Raw genomic sequence first — 16,397 nt, 5'->3', positions numbered from 1 at the left:
CTTCGGGCGGCCGGACGGCACTGACATGCAGCAGATCGACATCCTCACGCCGCAGCGCGACCTGCTCGGCGAATGCCCGCTCTGGGACGTGCGCAGCCAGTCGCTGTACTGGATCGACGGCCGCGGCGCGCTGGTGCATCGCTACACGCCCGCGACCGGCGCGAAGGCGCAATGGCAGGCGCCCGCGCACATCGGCTCGATCGCGCTGTGCGAGAGCGGCCGGCTGCTGCTGGCGCTGGAACATGACTTCCATCTGCTCGACGTGGACAGCGGTGCGCTCGTGCCGCTGGGCGCTGGCGTCACGCACGGCGCCGAGCGCATGCGGCTGAACGACGGCCGCTGCGACCGCGGTGGACGCTTCGTGGTCGGTTCGATGACGCTGGGCCGCGCCGAACCCGAAGGCGCGCTTTACCAGCTCGCCGGCGACCGCAGCGTCGCCACGCTCGACCGCGGGATCATGCTGGCCAACGCCACCTGCTTCAGCCCCGACGGCCGCTGGCTCTATTTCGCCGACAGCCACACGCACCAGATCCGCCGCTATCCGTACGACCCCGCGACCGGTGCCACCGGCGCGAGCGAGGTGCTGATCGACACGCGTGAATATGGCTCCGCGCCCGACGGCGCCACGGTCGACAGCGAAGGCCATCTGTGGGTCGCGCTGGTGCAGGCCGGCCAGCTCGCGCGCTTCACGCCCGATGGCCGGCTCGAACGCAGCATCCAGCTGCCCGTGACCTATGTGACCTGCCCCTGCTTCGGCGGGCCGGAGCTCGACACGATCTATCTCACATCGATCAGCAACAGCGGCAACCTGCTGCGCTCCGACCATCCGGATGCGGGCGCGGTGTTTGCCATCCACGGCACCGGCGTGAAGGGGCTCGCAGAGTCCCGCTTCGACGACCGGGCCATTCCAACAGACAAGGACAAGGTGCATCCATGACGCGACGACTCGAAGGACAGGTGGCATTGGTGACCGGCGGTGCACAAGGCATCGGCCGGGCCATCGTGGAGGCCTTCGCGGCCGAAGGCGCGGCGGTCGGCGTGCTCGACCGCCAGGTCGAGAAGGCGCAGGAAGCCGCTGCCGCGATCGAGGTGGCCGGTGGCCGTGCGATGGCCTTCGGCGGCGACGTCGCGCAGCGCGCGAGCTTCACCGATGCGGTCGGCGCGCTCAAGCAGAAGTACGGCCGCTTCGACGTGCTGGTCAACAACGCCATCTGGGTGCGCTACGGCCCGGTCGCGGCCATCACGCCGGAGATGCTGGAGCGCATGGTCGGCACCGGCTTCAACTCGGTGGTCTGGGGCATCCAGGTCGGCGCCGAGGCCATGGAGGAGGGCGGCAGCATCGTCAACATCGCATCGTCGGCCGCGTTCCTCGGCCTGCCCGAAGGCATGCTGTATTGCGGCGTGAAGGCCGGCGTGCTGGGGCTGAGCCGTTCGGCCGCGGTCGACCTCGGCCCGCGCGGCATCCGTGTCAACTCGATCTGCCCGGGCTCGATCCTGACCGAAGGCGTGAAGATCAACGTCGATGCCGAGAAGGCCAAGATCCGGATCGCGAAGACGCCGATGAAGCGCCTCGGCACGGTGGAGGACATCGCCCGCGCGGCGGTCTTCCTGGCCTCGCCGGAGAGCAGCTTCATCACCGGCGAGTCGCTGCTGGTCGACGGCGGCGTGACCCACGCCTTCCTCTGACCACGACCGGCCCTTTCGCATGGACGAGATCATCCTCGAGGCACGCCAGCTGAGCCGCCAGTTCGGCGGTTTCTACGCCGTGAAGAACGTCGACCTGCGCGTGCGCCGGCATTCGGTGCACGCGCTGATCGGCCCGAACGGCGCCGGCAAGACGACCTGCTTCAACCTGCTCACCACCTTCCTGCGGCCGAGCGCCGGCCAGGTCATCTTCAACGGCCGCGACATCTCGCGCAGCGACCCGGCATCGGTCGCGATGGCGGGGCTGATCCGCTCGTTCCAGATCTCCGCCGTGTTCGGCCAGATGACGGCGCTGGAAAACGTGCGCGTCGCGTTGCAGAAGAAGGCGGGCGGCAGCTTCGCGTTCTGGCGCCACGCGAGCGTGCTGAAGAGCCTCGACGCGCGTGCGCTGGAACTGCTGGAGCGCGTCGGACTCACGCGCTGGCGCGACACGCTGGCCGGCGAGCTGCCCTATGGCCGCAAGCGCGCGCTGGAACTCGCGACCACGATCGCGATGGACCCCGAGATGATCCTGCTCGACGAGCCCATGGCCGGCCTCGGCCACGAGGACATCGGCCCGGTGGTCGAGCTGATCCGCGACGCGGCCAAGGGCCGCACGGTGCTGATGGTGGAACACAACATGAAGGTCATCGCGCAGCTGTGCGACCGCGTCACGGTGCTGCAGGCCGGCCAGGTGCTGGCCGAAGGCAGCTACGACGAGGTGTCGAAGGACGCGCGCGTGATCGAAGCCTATGTCGGAGGTGCGCATGACTGAGTCGACGACGCCGATGCTGCGCATCCAGGGCCTGCGCGCCTGGTACGGCGAGACGCTGGCGCTGCAGAAGATCGACCTCGAAGTGCGCGAGGGCGAGGTGGTCTGCCTGCTCGGGCGCAACGGTGCGGGCAAGACCACCACGCTGCGTGCGCTGATGGGCCTGCTGGCGCGCCGCGAGGGCGAGATCCGCATCAACGGCACGTCGACCACCGGCCTGCCGCCGGAAGCCATCGCGCGGCTCGGCATGGCCTATTGCCCGGAGGAGCGCGGCATCTTCGCAAGCCTCACGACCGAAGAGAACCTGATGCTGCCGCCGGTGCTGCAGCCCGGCGGGCTCAGCGTCGACGAGATCTACACGCTGTTCCCCAACCTGCTGCAGCGGCGCCACAGCCCCGGCACGCGGCTGTCGGGCGGCGAGCAGCAGATGCTGGCGATCGCGCGCATCCTGCGCACCGGCGCCAAGCTGCTGCTGCTCGACGAGCCGACCGAAGGGCTCGCGCCGGTGATCGTCGAGCGCATCGGCCAGACCATCGGCGTGCTGCGCGAGCGCGGCTTCACGGTGCTGATGGTGGAGCAGGACTTCCGCTTCGCCTCGCGCCTGGCCGACCGCTTCTACGTGATCGAGGAAGGCCAGGTCGCGGCGCATTTCCGCCGCGACGAACTCGACGACCAACGCGCCCGGATCGAGTCCCTGCTGGGACTCTGAGCGCCACGCATTCAACGCAGGACACACACCACGATGGACGGGTTATTCGGAATCCCCTGGGCCGCACTGATCGGGCAACTGATGGTCGGCCTGATCAACGGCGCCTTCTACGCGCTCATGAGCCTCGGGCTGTCGATCATCTTCGGGCTGCTGCACGTGGTGAACTTCGCCCACGGCGCGCAGTACATGCTCGGCGCCTTCGTCGCCTGGGGCCTGCTGGAGTACTTCGGCATCGGCTACTGGCCGGCGCTGGTCATCGCGCCGCTGGTGGTCGCCACGTTCGGCATCGTGTTCGAGCGGCTGATGCTGCGGCGGCTCTATGCGCTGGACCACGTCTATGCGCTGCTGCTGACCTTCGGCGTCGCGCTGCTGATGGAAGGCGCCTTCCGCCTGCAGTTCGGCGTGAGCGGCCAGCCGTACCCGAACCCGCTGTCGGGCGGCCTCGACGTCGGCGTGACCTTCCTGCCGATGTACCGCGTGTGGGTCATCGTGGCGGCGCTCGCCGTGTGCCTGGGCACCTGGTTCTTCATCGAGAAGACCAAGCTCGGCGCCTACCTGCGCGCTGCCAACGAGAACGCGCCGCTGGTGCGCACCTTCGGCATCAACGTGCCGCGCATGCTGATGCTGACCTACGGCCTGGGCGTCGGGCTGGCCGGCCTGAGCGGCGTGATGGCCGCGCCGATCTACCAGGTGAGTCCGCTGATGGGCTCGAACCTGATCATCGTGGTGTTCGCGGTGGTGGTGATCGGTGGCATGGGCTCGATCCTCGGCTCGATCATCACCGGCTTCGGCCTCGGTGCCATCGAAGGCCTGACCAAGCTCATCTACCCCGACGGTGCGGGCGTCGTCATCTTCGTCGTGATGATCCTCGTGCTGGCCGTCCGCCCGCACGGACTGTTCGGCCGCGCCGCCTAGGAAAGCCCCATGGACTATTTCGATCGACGCACCCGGGCCATCCTGCTGGCCGTCGCCATCGCGCTCACCGCGATCGCACCTTTCGTCGTGTACCCGATGTTCCTGATGAAGCTGATGTGCTTCGCGCTGCTCGCGGCATCCGTGAACCTGCTGGTCGGCTACGTCGGCCTGCTGTCCTTCGGCCACGCGATGTTCTACGGCGCGGCGGGCTACGTCACCGCGCATGCGGTCAAGGTGTGGGGCTGGGACGGTGCCACCGGCATCCTGGCGGGCGTGATCACGGCCGCCGCCGTCGGCCTGGTCACCGGCCTGCTCGCCATCCGGCGCTCGGGCATCTACTTCTCGATGATCACGCTGGCCTTCGCGCAGCTCGTGTACTTCATCGCGCTGCGCATGCCCTTCACCGGCGGCGAGGACGGCATCCAGAACATCCCGCGCCCGCAGGTGCTGGGGCTGCTGTCGCTAGCCGATGCGAACACGCTGTACTACTTCGTCGCCGTGATGATCGGCTTCGGCTTCTGGGTGATCCACCGCGTGGTGCATTCGCCCTTCGGCCAGATCCTGCGCGCCATCCGCGACAACGAGCCGCGTGCGCAGTCGCTCGGCTACCGCGTCAACCGCTATAAGCTGGTCGCCTTCGTGCTGTCGGCCGCGCTGGCGGGCCTGGCGGGCTCGCTCAAGGTGCTGGTGTTCCAGCTGGCGTCGCTGACCGACGTGCAGTGGACGACCTCGGGCGAGGCGCTGCTGATCTGCATCGTCGGCGGCATGCACACGCTGCTCGGCCCGGTGATCGGCTCGATCGTCATCGTGACGATGGAGAACTACCTCGCGTCCTTCGCCGAATGGGTGCTGATCATCCAGGGCGTCGTGTTCGTCGTGGTCGTGATGCTGTTCCGCAAGGGGCTCGTCGGCCAGTTCTACGCCCACCTCGCCACGCGTCGGCAACGGCGCGCGGCGGCATCGACCTGAGCACGCGGGCCATGGCTTCCGCGTTGCCCGCGGCCCTGCCGCCCACGCCCGGCCTGCTGGCCGGCCGCCTCGCGCTCGTGACCGGCGCCGCCAGCGGCATCGGCCGGGCGATTGCCATCGCCTATGCGCAAGCCGGTGCGCGCGTGATCGTCACCGACCTGCGCAGCGAAGCCTGCGCCGGCACGCTGGAGGCCGTGCGCGCCGCGGGTGTCGAAGGCTGGGCGTACGCACTCGACGTGGCCGATGCCGAAGCCTGCGTCGCGCTCGCCGCGGCCGTGGCGGACACGGCCGGCGACATCGACACGCTGGTCAACAACGCGGGCGTGATCATCCGCGAGGGCATCGACAGCCCGCGCGCGCAGGCCAACATCCACCGCACCTTCGACGTCAACCTGTTCGGCGCATTCAACACGGTGCACGCATGGCTGCCGGCGCTGCGGCGGACGCGCGGCTGCATCGTCAACATCGCCTCGGGCGCGGCCTTCATCGCGCAGGGCGGGTCGCTCGGCTATTCGGCGTCGAAGGGCGCGGTGAAGATGCTCACGCAGTCGCTGGCGCTCGATCTCGCGCCGGACGGCATCCGCGTCAACGCGCTCGCGCCGGGCGTGATCGAGACGCCGATGACCGACGTCACGCGCGCCAATCCCGAGCGGCTTGCCGGCTTCATGCAGCGCCTGCCCGCGGGCAGGCTGGGCCAGCCGCACGAGCTGGCCGGACCGGCGGTGTTCCTGGCCTCGGACCTGGCGAGCTTCGTGAACGGCGTGACGCTGCCGGTGGACGGCGGCACGCTGGCCGTCTGATCGAACGTCAATGCGCGTGCGCGGACTCGTCGCCTTCGAGCTGCTGCGCGAGCCGCTTCATCAGCGCCGTGTAGCGCGCACGGTGCGGTCGCATGCGGTCGATGGTGCCGCCCAGGCCCATCACCGCGATGCGGCCCTGCACGCGGCATGGCAGCACCACGCCGATGGTCGCGCCGCCGGGCAGCGGCACGTTCTCGGTGTAGAGCGACTGGCGGATGCGCGCGTCGGCCACCTGCGGCGCGATCACGTCCAGCGGCACGCGGTCTTCCTTGCGCGGCGTTGCGATGTTGGCGCGCCGCACCAGGTTGTCGATCTCGGCTGGCGAGCGGTCGCTCAGCAGCAGCCAGCCGATGGCCGACTGCGTGAGCGGACGCATGCTGCCTTCGTCGGTGTGGAAGCGCAGCGGATGAACCGACTGGATCACGCGGATGTACTGCACGTAGATGTCGTTGAGCATCACGATGGACGCGGTCTCGCCGGTCGCGCTGTGCAGGTCGCGCAGCACTTCCAGCATGCGGCCCTGGCCGAACAGCGCGGGCGTGACCCATTCGCCCAGCGAGGCCACGCGCGGCGTCGGGAAGTAGACGCGCTCGGCCCGGTTGTAGTTGAGGTAGCCGAGCGTGATCAGGTTCTTCAGCAGCACGGTGGTGCTCGACTGCGGATAGCCCAGCGCATCGCTGATGCGCTTGAGCGACAGCGGCTCGCGCACCTGCTCGAAGTACTCCAGAACCTGCAGCACGCGGGCGGCCGATTTCACGGTGGCCTGGGTCATGGTTGTCTCTCGTGAATCACGGATGTGATCGTAGTCATCACATCCGCGTTTTTCCAGGTGGAGAACCCGGGCGCTGACATGCGGGCGACAAGGCGACTCGTCCCTTGACCCGCCTTGCGCAGGCGAGGGCTCGTTGATTCATTCACTCATTCATCAGACGAACGGAGACAGGACATGGAACACAACGCATCCCGCGACCGCCCCGGCGTGCCGACACGCTGCATCGTGACGGGCGCCGCGCGCGGCATCGGCCGCGCCATCGCGCTGCGGCTGGCGCGCGACGCATCGGCGCACGGTGGCGCGCGGCTGCTGCTGGTCGACCAGCATGCGGACGAACTCGACAGCCTGGTGGACGAGGTCCGCGCGCTCGGCGGACAGGCGCAGGCATGGGCCGGCGACCTCTGCGATCCCGCCGTGCCCGACACGCTGGTGGCCGCGGCGCTGGCGATGGCCGGCGGGATCGATGCGGTCGTGAGCAACGCGGGCTTCGCGATTCCCGGGCTGCTGCTCGACTACGACATCGACGCGTGGGACCGCATCTTCGCGGTCAACGTGCGCGCGCCCTGGCTGCTCGCTCGTGCGGCGCACGGCGCGTTGCGTGCATCGCGCGGCGCCTTCCTGCTGACGGCATCGATCTCGGGCACGCACGCCACGTCGCCGCTCGGCGCCTACAGCCCGAGCAAGGCGGCCGCGTTGATGCTGGTGAAGCAGCTCGCCAACGAGTGGGGGCCGGACGGCATCCGCGTGAACGCGCTGTCGCCCGGACTCACGCTGACGCCCGGCACGGCAGCGGCGTATTCGGACCCGTCGGCGCGGGCGCAGCGCGAACAGCGCGTGCCGCTGCGCCGGCTGGCCACGGCCGAGGACATGGCGAATGCGGCGGCGTTTCTGCTGGGGCCGGATGCGGCTTATGTCAGCGGCACCGAGCTGCTGGTGGACGGCGGGCTGGGGAACGGGTTGATGGGGTCGCTGCAGATGGCGGGGTGGGGGCGCGGGGCGGGGTGAGGGTGGGTGAGTGACAGCGACGTCGTGCTGCACGGCCTGATGCTGGTCCCAACGGTGACCGTTTTGGAGAGGCTGCGTCGGCTATTAAAGAGATCTTTAATTTGAAGCCGGCGTATTAAAGCCGGCTTTCATGTGGATGAGAGTTTTTGAGGGTAGCCTCGCACGGAGCGTCAGGCCGCCGTGCCCGCCTCCACACCCGCCAGCACCCCATACCAAGGATCATCCGGCCGCCGCCCCCCCACCGGCTGCCGGATCCCGAAGCGTTCCGCTTCCGTCCCCGCGGGCGCGGCGGCCTCGCGCAGCCAGTCGTAGGTCACCGTGCGCGCAGCCACGCGCCATTCGCCATCGCGCCGCTCGAAGCGATCGATGTAGCGGCCGCACAGGAAGGTCTCGCGCGCCTGTCCCTGCGCATCGGTGTCGGTCTGGAAGGCCTGGAAGTAGCTCTCGACCGCGGCCACGTCGCCGCGCAGTTCGATCGAGATGTTGCCCAGCATGTGAATCAACCGCCCGTCGCCGCCCTTGAGCTTCGCCAGCGCCCAGTCGATGAAACCGCTCGCGCTGCCGGTGTAGGGGCCGTGGCGGTCGGTCGCGTCGGGCCAGTACGCGGCGCGCAGTGCGGTCTCGTCGCAGCGGTCGATGCCGCGGCAGTAGCTGAAGAGGCATTCGCGGATCGCCTCGCGTGCGGCCAGCGCGTCGACACGGGCCTCGAGCGCCGCCAGGCGTTGCGCGTTGGTGGTGTCAGTGGCCATGGGACGTCGCTCCTGTCGCTCCGGCCACCCCGGCCGCATCGCGCAGCACGATCACCGCATCGAGGCAGGCCGCGCCCTGCGTGCGCACCACCAGCGGATTGATGTCGACGCTCTCCAGCACGTCGGCATGCGCGATGGCGAAGTCCGACAGCCGGCACAGCGCGTCGGCCAGCGCCTGCTCGTCGTACTGCGGACCGCCGCGCCACTGGCGCAGCAGCCGCGTCGCCTTGACGCGCTCGATCAGCGCGGTCGCGCGCGCCGGGGTGAGCGGTGCCGACGCGAAGGCCACGTCCTTGAACAGCTCGACCGCGGTGCCACCCGAGCCGTACATCACCATCGGCCCGAAGGTCGGGTCGCGGTGGATGCCGAGGATCACCTCGACGCCCCCTTGCAGCATCGGCGCGATCAGCACGCCGTCGAGCCGTGCGTCGGGCCGTGCGCTGCGGGCACGTGCCATGAGCTCGCCGTAAGCGCCTTCGACCGCGGCGGCATCGCCGAGCTTGAGCATCACGCCGCCGACTTCGGTCTTGTGCGGGATGTCGGGCGAGACGATCTTCGCGACCACCGGAAAGCCCATCGCCGCAGCCGCTGCAACCGCTTCGGCGGCGCTGCGGCACAGCTGCTCGGGCAGCACCGGCAGGCCGGCCTGCGCGAGCGCGCGCTTGGCGCCGTCCTCGGTCGCCACGTCGGCCAGCGGCGCGGCGGCGGCGGTCTTCGTGGCGGGCGCATAGAGCGCGGCCTGGCGCGCGCGGATGTGGGCCAGCGCGGCCACCGCACGCACCGCGCGCGACGGGTCTTCGAACACCGGAATACGATGCCGTTCGAGCGCCTGGTTGACCTCGGGCCGCGACAGCATCACCAGCACCAGCAGGCGGTCCGGATGCTGCTCGCGCACCGCGATCAGCTCGGCCTGCGTGCTCGCGAAGCGTTCGGGCGACAGGCCGACGTGCGCGAGGTAGGCGAACACGGTGCCGTAGCCGGCGTGGTCCAGCATCACGCCCACCGTGCGCGACACGCCGCTCGGCACCGACGTGACCTGCGCCGTCATGTCCAGCGGATTGCTCGCCACCGCGAAGGGCAGCAGGTCGAGCGCGGCGCGGCGCGCGGCCTCGGGCAGCGGCTTCAGCGCGAGGCCGCGGTCGCCGGCCTCGTCGGCCATCAGCACGCCGATGCCGCCCGAGCCGGTGACCACGCCGACGTCGGCGTTGCGCGGCAGTTCGCCGGCCACCGACAGCAGGTAGGCGATGTCGAGCATCTCTTCGATCGATTCGGGGCGCCACGCGCCGCACTCGGCGAACACGGTGTCGTAGACCGCGTCGTTGCCGGCCAGCGAGCCGGTGTGGGTGGACGCGGCAGCGGCGCCGACCTCGGTGCGGCCGACCTTCATGACCAGCACCGGCTTGCCGGCCGCTGCGGCCTTGAGCAGCGCGCTGCGCAGGCGGTCGCCGTCGCGGCAGGACTCCAGCGCGGCGCAGATCACGCGCGTGTCCGGGTCGCCAGCCAGGTAGTCGATGCATTCGGCCACGTCGACGTCGGCCTCGTTGCCGGTCGCGATGATCTTGCCAAAGCCCAGCCCGCGCAGCGAGGCCATGCCGTAGGCGGCCGAGCCGAAGGCGCCGCTCTGGGTGGCCAGCGAGATCGGGCCCGGCACCGGCTTCAGGCCGTTGAGCGCGGTCGAGAAGGTCGAGAAGAAACGCGTCGGCACGTTGAGCAGCCCGAGCGAGTTCGGGCCGAGCATGCGCACGCCGGATTCGCGGCACATCTGCACCAGCCGGTCCTGCAGCGCGCGGCCGGCGGCATCGATCTCGGCGAAGCCGGCGGTCAGCACCTGGATCGCCTTCATGCCCTTGCGGATGCAGTCGCGCACGGCCGCTTCGACGCCGGCCACCGGCACCGCGATCACGGCCTGGTCGACCGGATGCGGAATGTCGAGCACGCTCGCGAACGCGGGCAGGCCCTGGATGGTGGCGCCGCTCTTGTTGACCGGATAGATGGGTGCCTCGAAGCCGCCTTCGAGCATGAAGCGCAGCGGCCGTCCGCCGATGCGCTCGGGGTCGGACGAGGCGCCGATCAGCGCGACCGAGGTGGGGTTGAACAGGCAGTCAAGCGGGTGCATCGGTGCAGGTCTCCTCAGTGCAGTGCGGGCTCGGCCGCCAGGCGGTCGAGCAGGGTGAAGCGGTCGCCCCATTGCTGGCTGCAGGCCAGCGTGTGCATCGCCAGCCGTGCCGCAGGCAGTTCGCGCGACATGCCGATGCCGCCGTGCAGCTGGATGGCCGATTCGGCCGCGGTGCGGCCGGTGACCGACAGGTAGAACTTGACCAGCGCCACGTCGCGCAGCGTGGCGGCGGACAGCGTGCCGGCGGCTGCGCCGTCGAGCGTCACCAGCTGCTGGCGCACCATGCCGCGCGCGTTCTCGTAGGCGACGTACATCTCGACGACCTTGTGGCGCAGCGCCTGGAAGGTGGCCAGCGCCACGCCGAACTGCTGGCGCATGCCGAGGTAGTCGATGGTCTGCTCGATCATCGCGCCGATGGCGCCGATCATCTGCGCGCAGCACAGCAGCGCGCCGACGGCCTGCGCATGGTCGACCAGCGGTTGCACGCCGTCGCCGCGCAGCAGCACGCTGGCCGCCGGCAGTTCGAGTGCGCTCAGCGCGATGTCGGTGGTCTGGCGGCCGTCGATGCCGAGGTAGTCGCGCACGCTGCCCGACAGGGCGGCGCGGGGCGCGAGGAACAGCGCGGGCGCGCCGTCGAGCGGCGCGACGAAGAGCAGGTGCGTGGCGGGCTCCGACAGGTCGATGCCGCGCAGCGTGCCGTCGAGCACGACATGGCTGCCCTGGCTGCGGGCGCCGAGCACGCCGGCGGCCAGGTCGAGCACCGGGCTGACCGAGGCCTTGCCCATCGCGATGTCGTTGAGCAGCGCCGCGGCCGAAGGCTGCCCGGCGATGCCGGCCAGCAAAGTGGGCACCACCGCGCAGCGCGCCACCAGCGGCGCCGGCAGCGCATGGCGGCCGGCGGCTTCGGCGATGGCGGCCACGTCGCCGAGCGACGCGCCGGCGCCGCCGTGGGCTTCGGCGATCAGCACCGCCTGCCAGCCCAGTTCGAGGAACTGGTCCCAGGTCGCGCTGGGCTGGGCGGCGCTGAAGCCAGGGCTCGCGGGTGCGTCGGCGGCCACGCGTGCCGTGGTGTCGAAGAGGTCGCCGGGGAACATCGGCTCGGCATGGAATGGCATGGGGTCAGGCTCCGAAAAGGTCGCGCGCGATCACGTTCTTCTGAACTTCGCTGGTACCGCCCGCGATGGTGCGCGAACGGTAGAAAAGATAGGTGTGGACCAGCTCGCGCTGGAGTTCGATGCCGCCGGTCGCGCCGAGGCCCTCGACCAGCCGCGCCGCATGCGCGTCGCCGGCGATGTCGAGTGCGATGCCGATGATCTGCTGCGACAGCTCGGAGCAGAACAGCTTGAGCGCGGACGACTTGGACGCGGCCAGCGTGCCCTGCATCTCTTCCTGGATGGCGCTCAGCAGCATTTCGCGGGCGCCCTTCACGCCGGCCTGCACCAGGTAGAGCCGCTCCTGCAGCACGTGGTGGCTCGGCAGCGCCGGGCCGTTGCCGCGGCGCTCGGCCAGCAACTGCTCGACCTGCTCGGCCAGGCGCGCGAGGCGCGGCACCGTGGCGGGCGACAGGCGCTCGCGGTCGAGCAGGAACTTGGCGCACTTCCAGCCACCGCCTTCCTCGCCGACCAGGTTCTCGCAAGGCACGCGCACGTCGTTCAGAAACACCTCGTTGACGTGGTGCCAGTGGTCGATCGTCGGGATCGGGCGGACCTCGATGCCGGGCGTGTTCATCGGCACCAGCAGCAGCGAGATGCCGGCTTGCTTGCGGCCTTCGGTGGAGGTGCGCACCAGCGTGTACATCATGTCGGCCTCCTGCGCGTGCGAGGTCCAGATCTTCTGGCCGTTGATCACGTAGTGGTCGCCATCGCGCACGGCCGAGGTCTTGAGCGACGCCAGGTCGGAGCCCGCGCCGGGTTCCGAATAGCCCTGGCACCACCACTCGCTGCCGTCGAGGATGCGTGGCAGGAAGCGGGCCTTCTGCTCGGGCGTGCCGAAGTGCAGGATCACCGGCCCGATGTGGCCGAGCCCGTGGTGGTACTGCGGCGGGCAGTCGGCCTGCGCGGTGATCTCCTCGAACAGGTAGCGCTGCTGCAGGTCCCAGCCGGTGCCGCCCTGCGACACGGGCCAGTTCGGCGCGGCCCAACCGCGGGCGAAGAGCTTCTCCTGCCAGATGCGGTATTCGTTGCGGGTGATCTTCTGGTTGCTGCGCACGAACTGCTTGAGTTCTTCCGGGCATTGCTGCTCGGCGAACTGCCGCAGCTCGGCACGGAAATCGGCATAGGGATCGGCGTCGGTCAAGGTTGCTTGGGTCATGGTTCGGTGTGCGAAGAGGAAGAGCGGGCCTTCTCGTCTCGATGTCTCAATGGAAGCTGCGGCCGCCATCCACGGCCAGCACGATGCCGGTCACGAAGGACGATTCACGGGAACTGAGGTACAGCGCGGCATGCGCGATTTCGATCGGCTGGCCGATGCGTTGCAGTGCATAGCGCGGTGCGACCTGCTCGCGCAGCACCTCGTCGCTGTAGCCCGCGCGCACCATCGGCGTGTCGACCGCGCCGGGGCACACGGTGTTGACGCGGATCGGCGCCCATTCGAGCGCCAGCGTCTTGCCCAGCGAGATCACGCCGGCCTTCGACGCCGCATAGGCGCCGCGCCGCTTGAAGGGCTGCAGGCCCTGGCCCGATGCGAGGTTGACGATGGTCGCGTCGCCCGCTGCGCGCAGGTGCGGCTCGCAGGCGCTGCAGACCAGGAAGGTGCCGGTCAGGTTCACGTCGAGCACGCGGCGCCAGTCGGCCGGCTTCAGCTCGGCCAGCAGGTCGGTGTTGGCGATGCCCGCGGCGTTCACCACGCCGTCGAGCCCGCCGAAGCGCTCGGCAGCGGTGGCCACGCCGTCGTGCACCGAGGCTTCGTCGGCCACGTCCATCGCGAGCGCGATGCCGTCGTGCGCGGGGGTGGCCGCCAGCGCTTGCCGGTCGCACCAGGCGACGCGCGCGCCTTCGGCCGCGAACAGCGTGGCGATCGCCTGGCCGATGCCCGAGGCGGCGCCGGTGACGAGGATGCGGCGGCCCTGCAGGCGTGGCTTTCTCAGGTCGGGAAGATCGGGCAGGCCAGCCGCTGGCGTCGTTGGAAGCGGGTTCGTCATCGCGTCTCCTTCAGTCCAGCTGGATGTGGCGTTCGCGGATCACCGGTGCCCAGCGGTCGTGCTCGGCCTTCAGGTAGGTGGCGAACTCCGGTTGCGTCATCAGGCGCGGCTCGACGCCGGCGCGGTCGATCGCGTCGCGCACCGCGGGCTGTTCGAGCACGGCGCGCAGGTCGGCATAGATGCGCTGCTGCAGCGCGGGTGGTGTCTTGCTCGGCAGGAAGAAGCCGAACCAGCCGCCGGCCGCGAAGTTGGCGAGCTGCGGCACGCCGGCTCGCGCGATCGGCACCAGCTCGGGTTCCCGTGCGATCGGTGCATCGCTCGCCACGCCGATCGCCTTGAGCTTGCCGGCGCGCACGTACGACATCGACGCGATCGAATCGAACATCGCCTGCACCTGGCCGCCCAGCAGGTCGTTGAGCGCCGGGCCGTTGCCGCGGTAGGGCGCATGCACGATCTCGAAGCCGCCCAGCGAGGCCAGCAGCTCGGCGGCGATGTGCGGGCTCGACCCGTTGCCGGACGAGGCGAACACCACTTCCTTCGGATGCGCCCGGGCGTAGCTGACCAGCTCGGGCACGGTCGACACCGGCAGCTTGGGCGACACGAAGAGCACGCTCGGCGCGTCGGCCATGATCGTGACGGGCACCAGCGCCTTCGGGTCGTAGGGCAGCTTCTTCATCAGCAGCGGATTGCCGATGTAGCCGAAGGCGGTCAGCAGCAGCGTGTAGCCGTCGCCCGGCGCGCGCGCCACGACGGCGGTGCCGATCGACGTGCCGCCGCCGTTGCGGTTGTCGATGACCACCGGCTGGCCCCAGCGCGCCGACAGGGCCGGCGCGACCAGCCGCGCCAGGTTGTCGGTCAGCCCGCCGGCGGCGTAGGGCACGACGATGGTGACCGGCTTGTCGGGAAAGGTGTCGGCGCCGGCCCATGAAAAGCAGCAGCAGCCCAGTGCAACAAGGATTCTGTGAATGACACGCATCGTCGACCTCTGCAAAAAGTTTACCTAACGGCCGGTAAGTTACAGAGCGGGTTAACCCTGTCAGGCCGTGTCGGTGGTTTCTGCGCCCGCGGTCGGGCGGGCGGGGGACGGTGTCGGGCCGCAGCGGTCCGCGAGGGCGGACGGCGGCCGTCGCCCGTCAGCGCGTGGTGCGAAGGCCGTTGAAGGCCATGTCGAGGTACTGGTCGATCACCTCGCGGGTGGTCAGCCGGCCGTTGACCGAATGCCAGCGCGAGATGTGGTTGAGCATCGACAGCAGCATGCGGCCGGCCATCGCCTGGTCGACCGGGCGCACCTCGCCGGCCTTGACGGCCTCGGCGATGGCATCGCGCAGCAGATGCTCATATTCGTCGCGCAGGTTGACGGCGCCCGCACGCGGGCTGTTCTCGCTGCCTGACCAGAACGCATTGGAGCCGGCGATCCAGGAGTCGCGGTACTGGTCGAGCCGGTCGGCCGAGGCCTGCATGAACAGGCGGATGCGCTCCAGCGGCGACTTGGCCTGCGCCATGGCGCTGCGCACCGAATCCACCAGCGCCTGCATCGACTCCAGCACGATGCGCTCGTACAGCGCTTCCTTGTTGGGGAAGTGGTAGTACAGCGCCGCCTTGGTGATCTGCGCTTCCTCGGCGATGTCGCGCAGCGAGGTGCCCTCGAAACCGTACTTGGCAAACAGGCGGCACGCGATCTCGGTGAGCTGTTCCTGGCGCACGTCGGACTTGCGTCGGGAGCCGCGTTCCGGCTCCGACGTTTCGGCGACTGTGGGTGGGTTGGCCATCGGCGTGGGTCCTCTTTGTCTTCGTATGGCTGGGGCGCTGCTGCGCCGTCAGCGGCCAGTGTAGACCGGCGCCCGCTTCTCCAGAAAGGCCCGCTGGGCCTCCTTGGCGTCCTCTGTCTTCGAGAGCGCGACCGTGTTGCCCTGCTCGTAGCGGTAGGCGTCGCGCGAGGGCATCACCTGCGTCATGCGCGCGGCTTCCTTGGCCAGGCGCAGCGCGATCGGGCTCTTGGACGCGATCTCCTTCGCGAGTTCCATGGCGTAGGGCATCAGTTCGGCGGCAGGCAGGCAGGCCTCGACCAGGCCGAGGCGGTACAGCTCCTGGCCGCTGACCTTCATGCCCGTGTAGAACATGCGGCGCGCGCGCGAGCGGCCGAACACTTCCTGCAGGAAGGTCACGCCGCCGGCCAGGCCGACGTTGATCTCCGGCATCGACACGTACGAGTCTTCCGAGGCGACCCAGATATCGGCCGCCATGACCAGCCCGAAGCCCGCGCCCATCGCCGGGCCGTTGATGGCCGCGATGATCGGCTTGGAACACTCGACCACCGCATAGAAGGATTCGCGCACCAGCCGGTTGTGGCGGCCGTAGGCGCCGGGCGTGGTGCCGAGGTTGGGCCGCTCGCGGATGTCGGCGCCGGCCGAAAACACCTTGCCGCTGCCCGTCAGCACGATCACGGACACGTCGTCGCGGTCCGACAGCTCGTCGAACACCTGGGTGATCTCACTGCGCAGTTCGGCGTTCTGGGCGTTCACCGGCGGGCGGTTGAGCGTCACGACGGCAATGCGGTCCTGCACGTCGAGCAGCAGGGTCTTGTAGTCCATAAAGGTCTCCTTGGATGACAACATCCGTGCCGGACAGTCGATCAGCGATTAGTTACCTGTCGCACGGTAAGTTTAATGTGTCGCAGATCGATGGCTTTGACAAGTCGGGCTTGCACCGGCTTCGGAGGGATCTGTCGCAGGTGGGACATCGCGGGCGTCGGCCGTGCGACGCATCGT

17 protein-coding genes are annotated in these 16,397 nt (G+C 69.7%); 8 read left to right on the top strand and 9 right to left on the bottom strand.

Going from position 1 to position 16,397, the window contains the following annotated elements; all coding sequences use genetic code 11:
• Positions 1–25 precede the first annotated feature (25 nt).
• Genes AC07PZ_RS05635 through AC07PZ_RS05605 form a run of 7 tightly spaced genes read left to right on the top strand, consistent with a single transcriptional unit; the run spans position 26 to position 5,848 of the window.
• Positions 26–937: an SMP-30/gluconolactonase/LRE family protein gene (locus AC07PZ_RS05635; protein ID WP_495294061.1), complete on the top strand. Its 912-nt coding sequence runs from the start codon at positions 26–28 to the stop codon at positions 935–937.
• The gene (locus AC07PZ_RS05630) at positions 934–1,686 is read left to right on the top strand and encodes an SDR family NAD(P)-dependent oxidoreductase (RefSeq protein ID WP_495294060.1); all 753 of its coding nucleotides are present in this window, start codon (positions 934–936) and stop codon (positions 1,684–1,686) included. Before AC07PZ_RS05635 ends, AC07PZ_RS05630 begins: the two co-directional genes overlap by 4 nt.
• Positions 1,687–1,705: 19 nt before the next feature.
• Positions 1,706–2,458, top strand: a complete 753-nt coding sequence (locus AC07PZ_RS05625; protein WP_495294059.1) for an ABC transporter ATP-binding protein — start codon at positions 1,706–1,708, stop codon at positions 2,456–2,458.
• Entirely contained in the window at positions 2,451–3,164 is a 714-nt protein-coding gene (locus AC07PZ_RS05620; protein ID WP_495294058.1) for an ABC transporter ATP-binding protein, read from the top strand. Before AC07PZ_RS05625 ends, AC07PZ_RS05620 begins: the two co-directional genes overlap by 8 nt.
• A 33-nt stretch (positions 3,165–3,197) precedes the next feature.
• Complete coding sequence (locus AC07PZ_RS05615) at positions 3,198–4,079, top strand: branched-chain amino acid ABC transporter permease (RefSeq protein WP_495294057.1); 882 nt, start codon at positions 3,198–3,200, stop codon at positions 4,077–4,079.
• Between the two features lie 9 nt (positions 4,080–4,088).
• Positions 4,089–5,048 carry a branched-chain amino acid ABC transporter permease gene (locus AC07PZ_RS05610; protein WP_495294056.1) on the top strand — a complete coding sequence of 320 codons (960 nt, stop codon included), beginning with the start codon at positions 4,089–4,091 and terminating at the stop codon, positions 5,046–5,048.
• 11 nt (positions 5,049–5,059) lie between these two features.
• Positions 5,060–5,848 carry an SDR family NAD(P)-dependent oxidoreductase gene (locus AC07PZ_RS05605; RefSeq protein ID WP_495294055.1) on the top strand — a complete coding sequence of 263 codons (789 nt, stop codon included), beginning with the start codon at positions 5,060–5,062 and terminating at the stop codon, positions 5,846–5,848.
• Positions 5,849–5,855: 7 nt separating this feature from the next.
• Here AC07PZ_RS05605 and AC07PZ_RS05600 read toward each other — a convergent pair whose 3' ends face one another.
• Entirely contained in the window at positions 5,856–6,620 is a 765-nt protein-coding gene (locus AC07PZ_RS05600; protein WP_495294054.1) for an IclR family transcriptional regulator, read from the bottom strand.
• Between the two features lie 174 nt (positions 6,621–6,794).
• Here AC07PZ_RS05600 and AC07PZ_RS05595 point away from each other — a divergent pair, with 174 nt between their 5' ends.
• Positions 6,795–7,625, top strand: coding sequence for an SDR family NAD(P)-dependent oxidoreductase (locus AC07PZ_RS05595; protein WP_495294053.1), 831 nt, complete (start codon positions 6,795–6,797; stop codon positions 7,623–7,625).
• Between the two features lie 170 nt (positions 7,626–7,795).
• Here the strand turns inward: AC07PZ_RS05595 and AC07PZ_RS05590 are convergent, their stop codons facing one another.
• From AC07PZ_RS05590 to AC07PZ_RS05555, 8 genes are all read right to left on the bottom strand, one after another.
• Positions 7,796–8,374, bottom strand: coding sequence for a nuclear transport factor 2 family protein (locus AC07PZ_RS05590; RefSeq protein WP_495294052.1), 579 nt, complete (start codon positions 8,372–8,374; stop codon positions 7,796–7,798).
• The gene (locus AC07PZ_RS05585) at positions 8,364–10,490 is read right to left on the bottom strand and encodes an acetate--CoA ligase family protein (protein WP_495294051.1); all 2,127 of its coding nucleotides are present in this window, start codon (positions 10,488–10,490) and stop codon (positions 8,364–8,366) included. The genes AC07PZ_RS05590 and AC07PZ_RS05585 overlap by 11 nt, the downstream gene beginning before the upstream one ends.
• A 14-nt stretch (positions 10,491–10,504) precedes the next feature.
• The gene (locus AC07PZ_RS05580) at positions 10,505–11,605 is read right to left on the bottom strand and encodes an acyl-CoA dehydrogenase family protein (RefSeq protein ID WP_495294050.1); all 1,101 of its coding nucleotides are present in this window, start codon (positions 11,603–11,605) and stop codon (positions 10,505–10,507) included.
• A 4-nt stretch (positions 11,606–11,609) separates the two neighbouring features.
• On the bottom strand, positions 11,610–12,800 hold the full coding sequence (locus AC07PZ_RS05575; RefSeq protein ID WP_495294049.1) for an acyl-CoA dehydrogenase family protein: 1,191 nt from the start codon (positions 12,798–12,800) through the stop codon (positions 11,610–11,612).
• Positions 12,801–12,846: 46 nt separating this feature from the next.
• Entirely contained in the window at positions 12,847–13,629 is a 783-nt protein-coding gene (locus tag AC07PZ_RS05570) for an SDR family NAD(P)-dependent oxidoreductase (RefSeq protein WP_495294048.1), read from the bottom strand.
• A 10-nt stretch (positions 13,630–13,639) separates the two neighbouring features.
• A complete protein-coding gene (locus AC07PZ_RS05565; RefSeq protein ID WP_495294047.1) occupies positions 13,640–14,605 on the bottom strand; it encodes a Bug family tripartite tricarboxylate transporter substrate binding protein in 966 nt (321 codons plus the stop codon).
• 157 nt (positions 14,606–14,762) lie between these two features.
• Complete coding sequence (locus AC07PZ_RS05560) at positions 14,763–15,398, bottom strand: TetR/AcrR family transcriptional regulator (protein WP_495294046.1); 636 nt, start codon at positions 15,396–15,398, stop codon at positions 14,763–14,765.
• A 48-nt stretch (positions 15,399–15,446) separates the two neighbouring features.
• The gene (locus tag AC07PZ_RS05555; protein ID WP_495294045.1) at positions 15,447–16,220 is read right to left on the bottom strand and encodes an enoyl-CoA hydratase/isomerase family protein; all 774 of its coding nucleotides are present in this window, start codon (positions 16,218–16,220) and stop codon (positions 15,447–15,449) included.
• Positions 16,221–16,397 lie beyond the last annotated feature (177 nt).

This window comes from Variovorax sp. GW821-FHT10B04 (assembly GCF_059415645.1).
The sequence above is the reverse complement of the archived record's forward strand: the minus strand, read 5'-3'. Positions and strand labels throughout refer to the sequence as shown.

Coding starts and splice junctions, on each gene's coding strand:
- AC07PZ_RS05580 (WP_495294050.1), bottom strand. CDS start 11,605: ATGCCATTCCATGCCGAGCCGATGTTCCCCGGCGACCTCTTCGACACC.
- AC07PZ_RS05605 (WP_495294055.1), top strand. CDS start 5,060: ATGGCTTCCGCGTTGCCCGCGGCCCTGCCGCCCACGCCCGGCCTGCTG.
- AC07PZ_RS05570 (WP_495294048.1), bottom strand. CDS start 13,629: ATGACGAACCCGCTTCCAACGACGCCAGCGGCTGGCCTGCCCGATCTT.
- AC07PZ_RS05560 (WP_495294046.1), bottom strand. CDS start 15,398: ATGGCCAACCCACCCACAGTCGCCGAAACGTCGGAGCCGGAACGCGGC.
- AC07PZ_RS05600 (WP_495294054.1), bottom strand. CDS start 6,620: ATGACCCAGGCCACCGTGAAATCGGCCGCCCGCGTGCTGCAGGTTCTG.
- AC07PZ_RS05585 (WP_495294051.1), bottom strand. CDS start 10,490: ATGCACCCGCTTGACTGCCTGTTCAACCCCACCTCGGTCGCGCTGATC.
- AC07PZ_RS05555 (WP_495294045.1), bottom strand. CDS start 16,220: ATGGACTACAAGACCCTGCTGCTCGACGTGCAGGACCGCATTGCCGTC.
- AC07PZ_RS05565 (WP_495294047.1), bottom strand. CDS start 14,605: ATGCGTGTCATTCACAGAATCCTTGTTGCACTGGGCTGCTGCTGCTTT.
- AC07PZ_RS05625 (WP_495294059.1), top strand. CDS start 1,706: ATGGACGAGATCATCCTCGAGGCACGCCAGCTGAGCCGCCAGTTCGGC.
- AC07PZ_RS05620 (WP_495294058.1), top strand. CDS start 2,451: ATGACTGAGTCGACGACGCCGATGCTGCGCATCCAGGGCCTGCGCGCC.
- AC07PZ_RS05610 (WP_495294056.1), top strand. CDS start 4,089: ATGGACTATTTCGATCGACGCACCCGGGCCATCCTGCTGGCCGTCGCC.
- AC07PZ_RS05615 (WP_495294057.1), top strand. CDS start 3,198: ATGGACGGGTTATTCGGAATCCCCTGGGCCGCACTGATCGGGCAACTG.
- AC07PZ_RS05630 (WP_495294060.1), top strand. CDS start 934: ATGACGCGACGACTCGAAGGACAGGTGGCATTGGTGACCGGCGGTGCA.
- AC07PZ_RS05635 (WP_495294061.1), top strand. CDS start 26: ATGCAGCAGATCGACATCCTCACGCCGCAGCGCGACCTGCTCGGCGAA.
- AC07PZ_RS05595 (WP_495294053.1), top strand. CDS start 6,795: ATGGAACACAACGCATCCCGCGACCGCCCCGGCGTGCCGACACGCTGC.
- AC07PZ_RS05590 (WP_495294052.1), bottom strand. CDS start 8,374: ATGGCCACTGACACCACCAACGCGCAACGCCTGGCGGCGCTCGAGGCC.
- AC07PZ_RS05575 (WP_495294049.1), bottom strand. CDS start 12,800: ATGACCCAAGCAACCTTGACCGACGCCGATCCCTATGCCGATTTCCGT.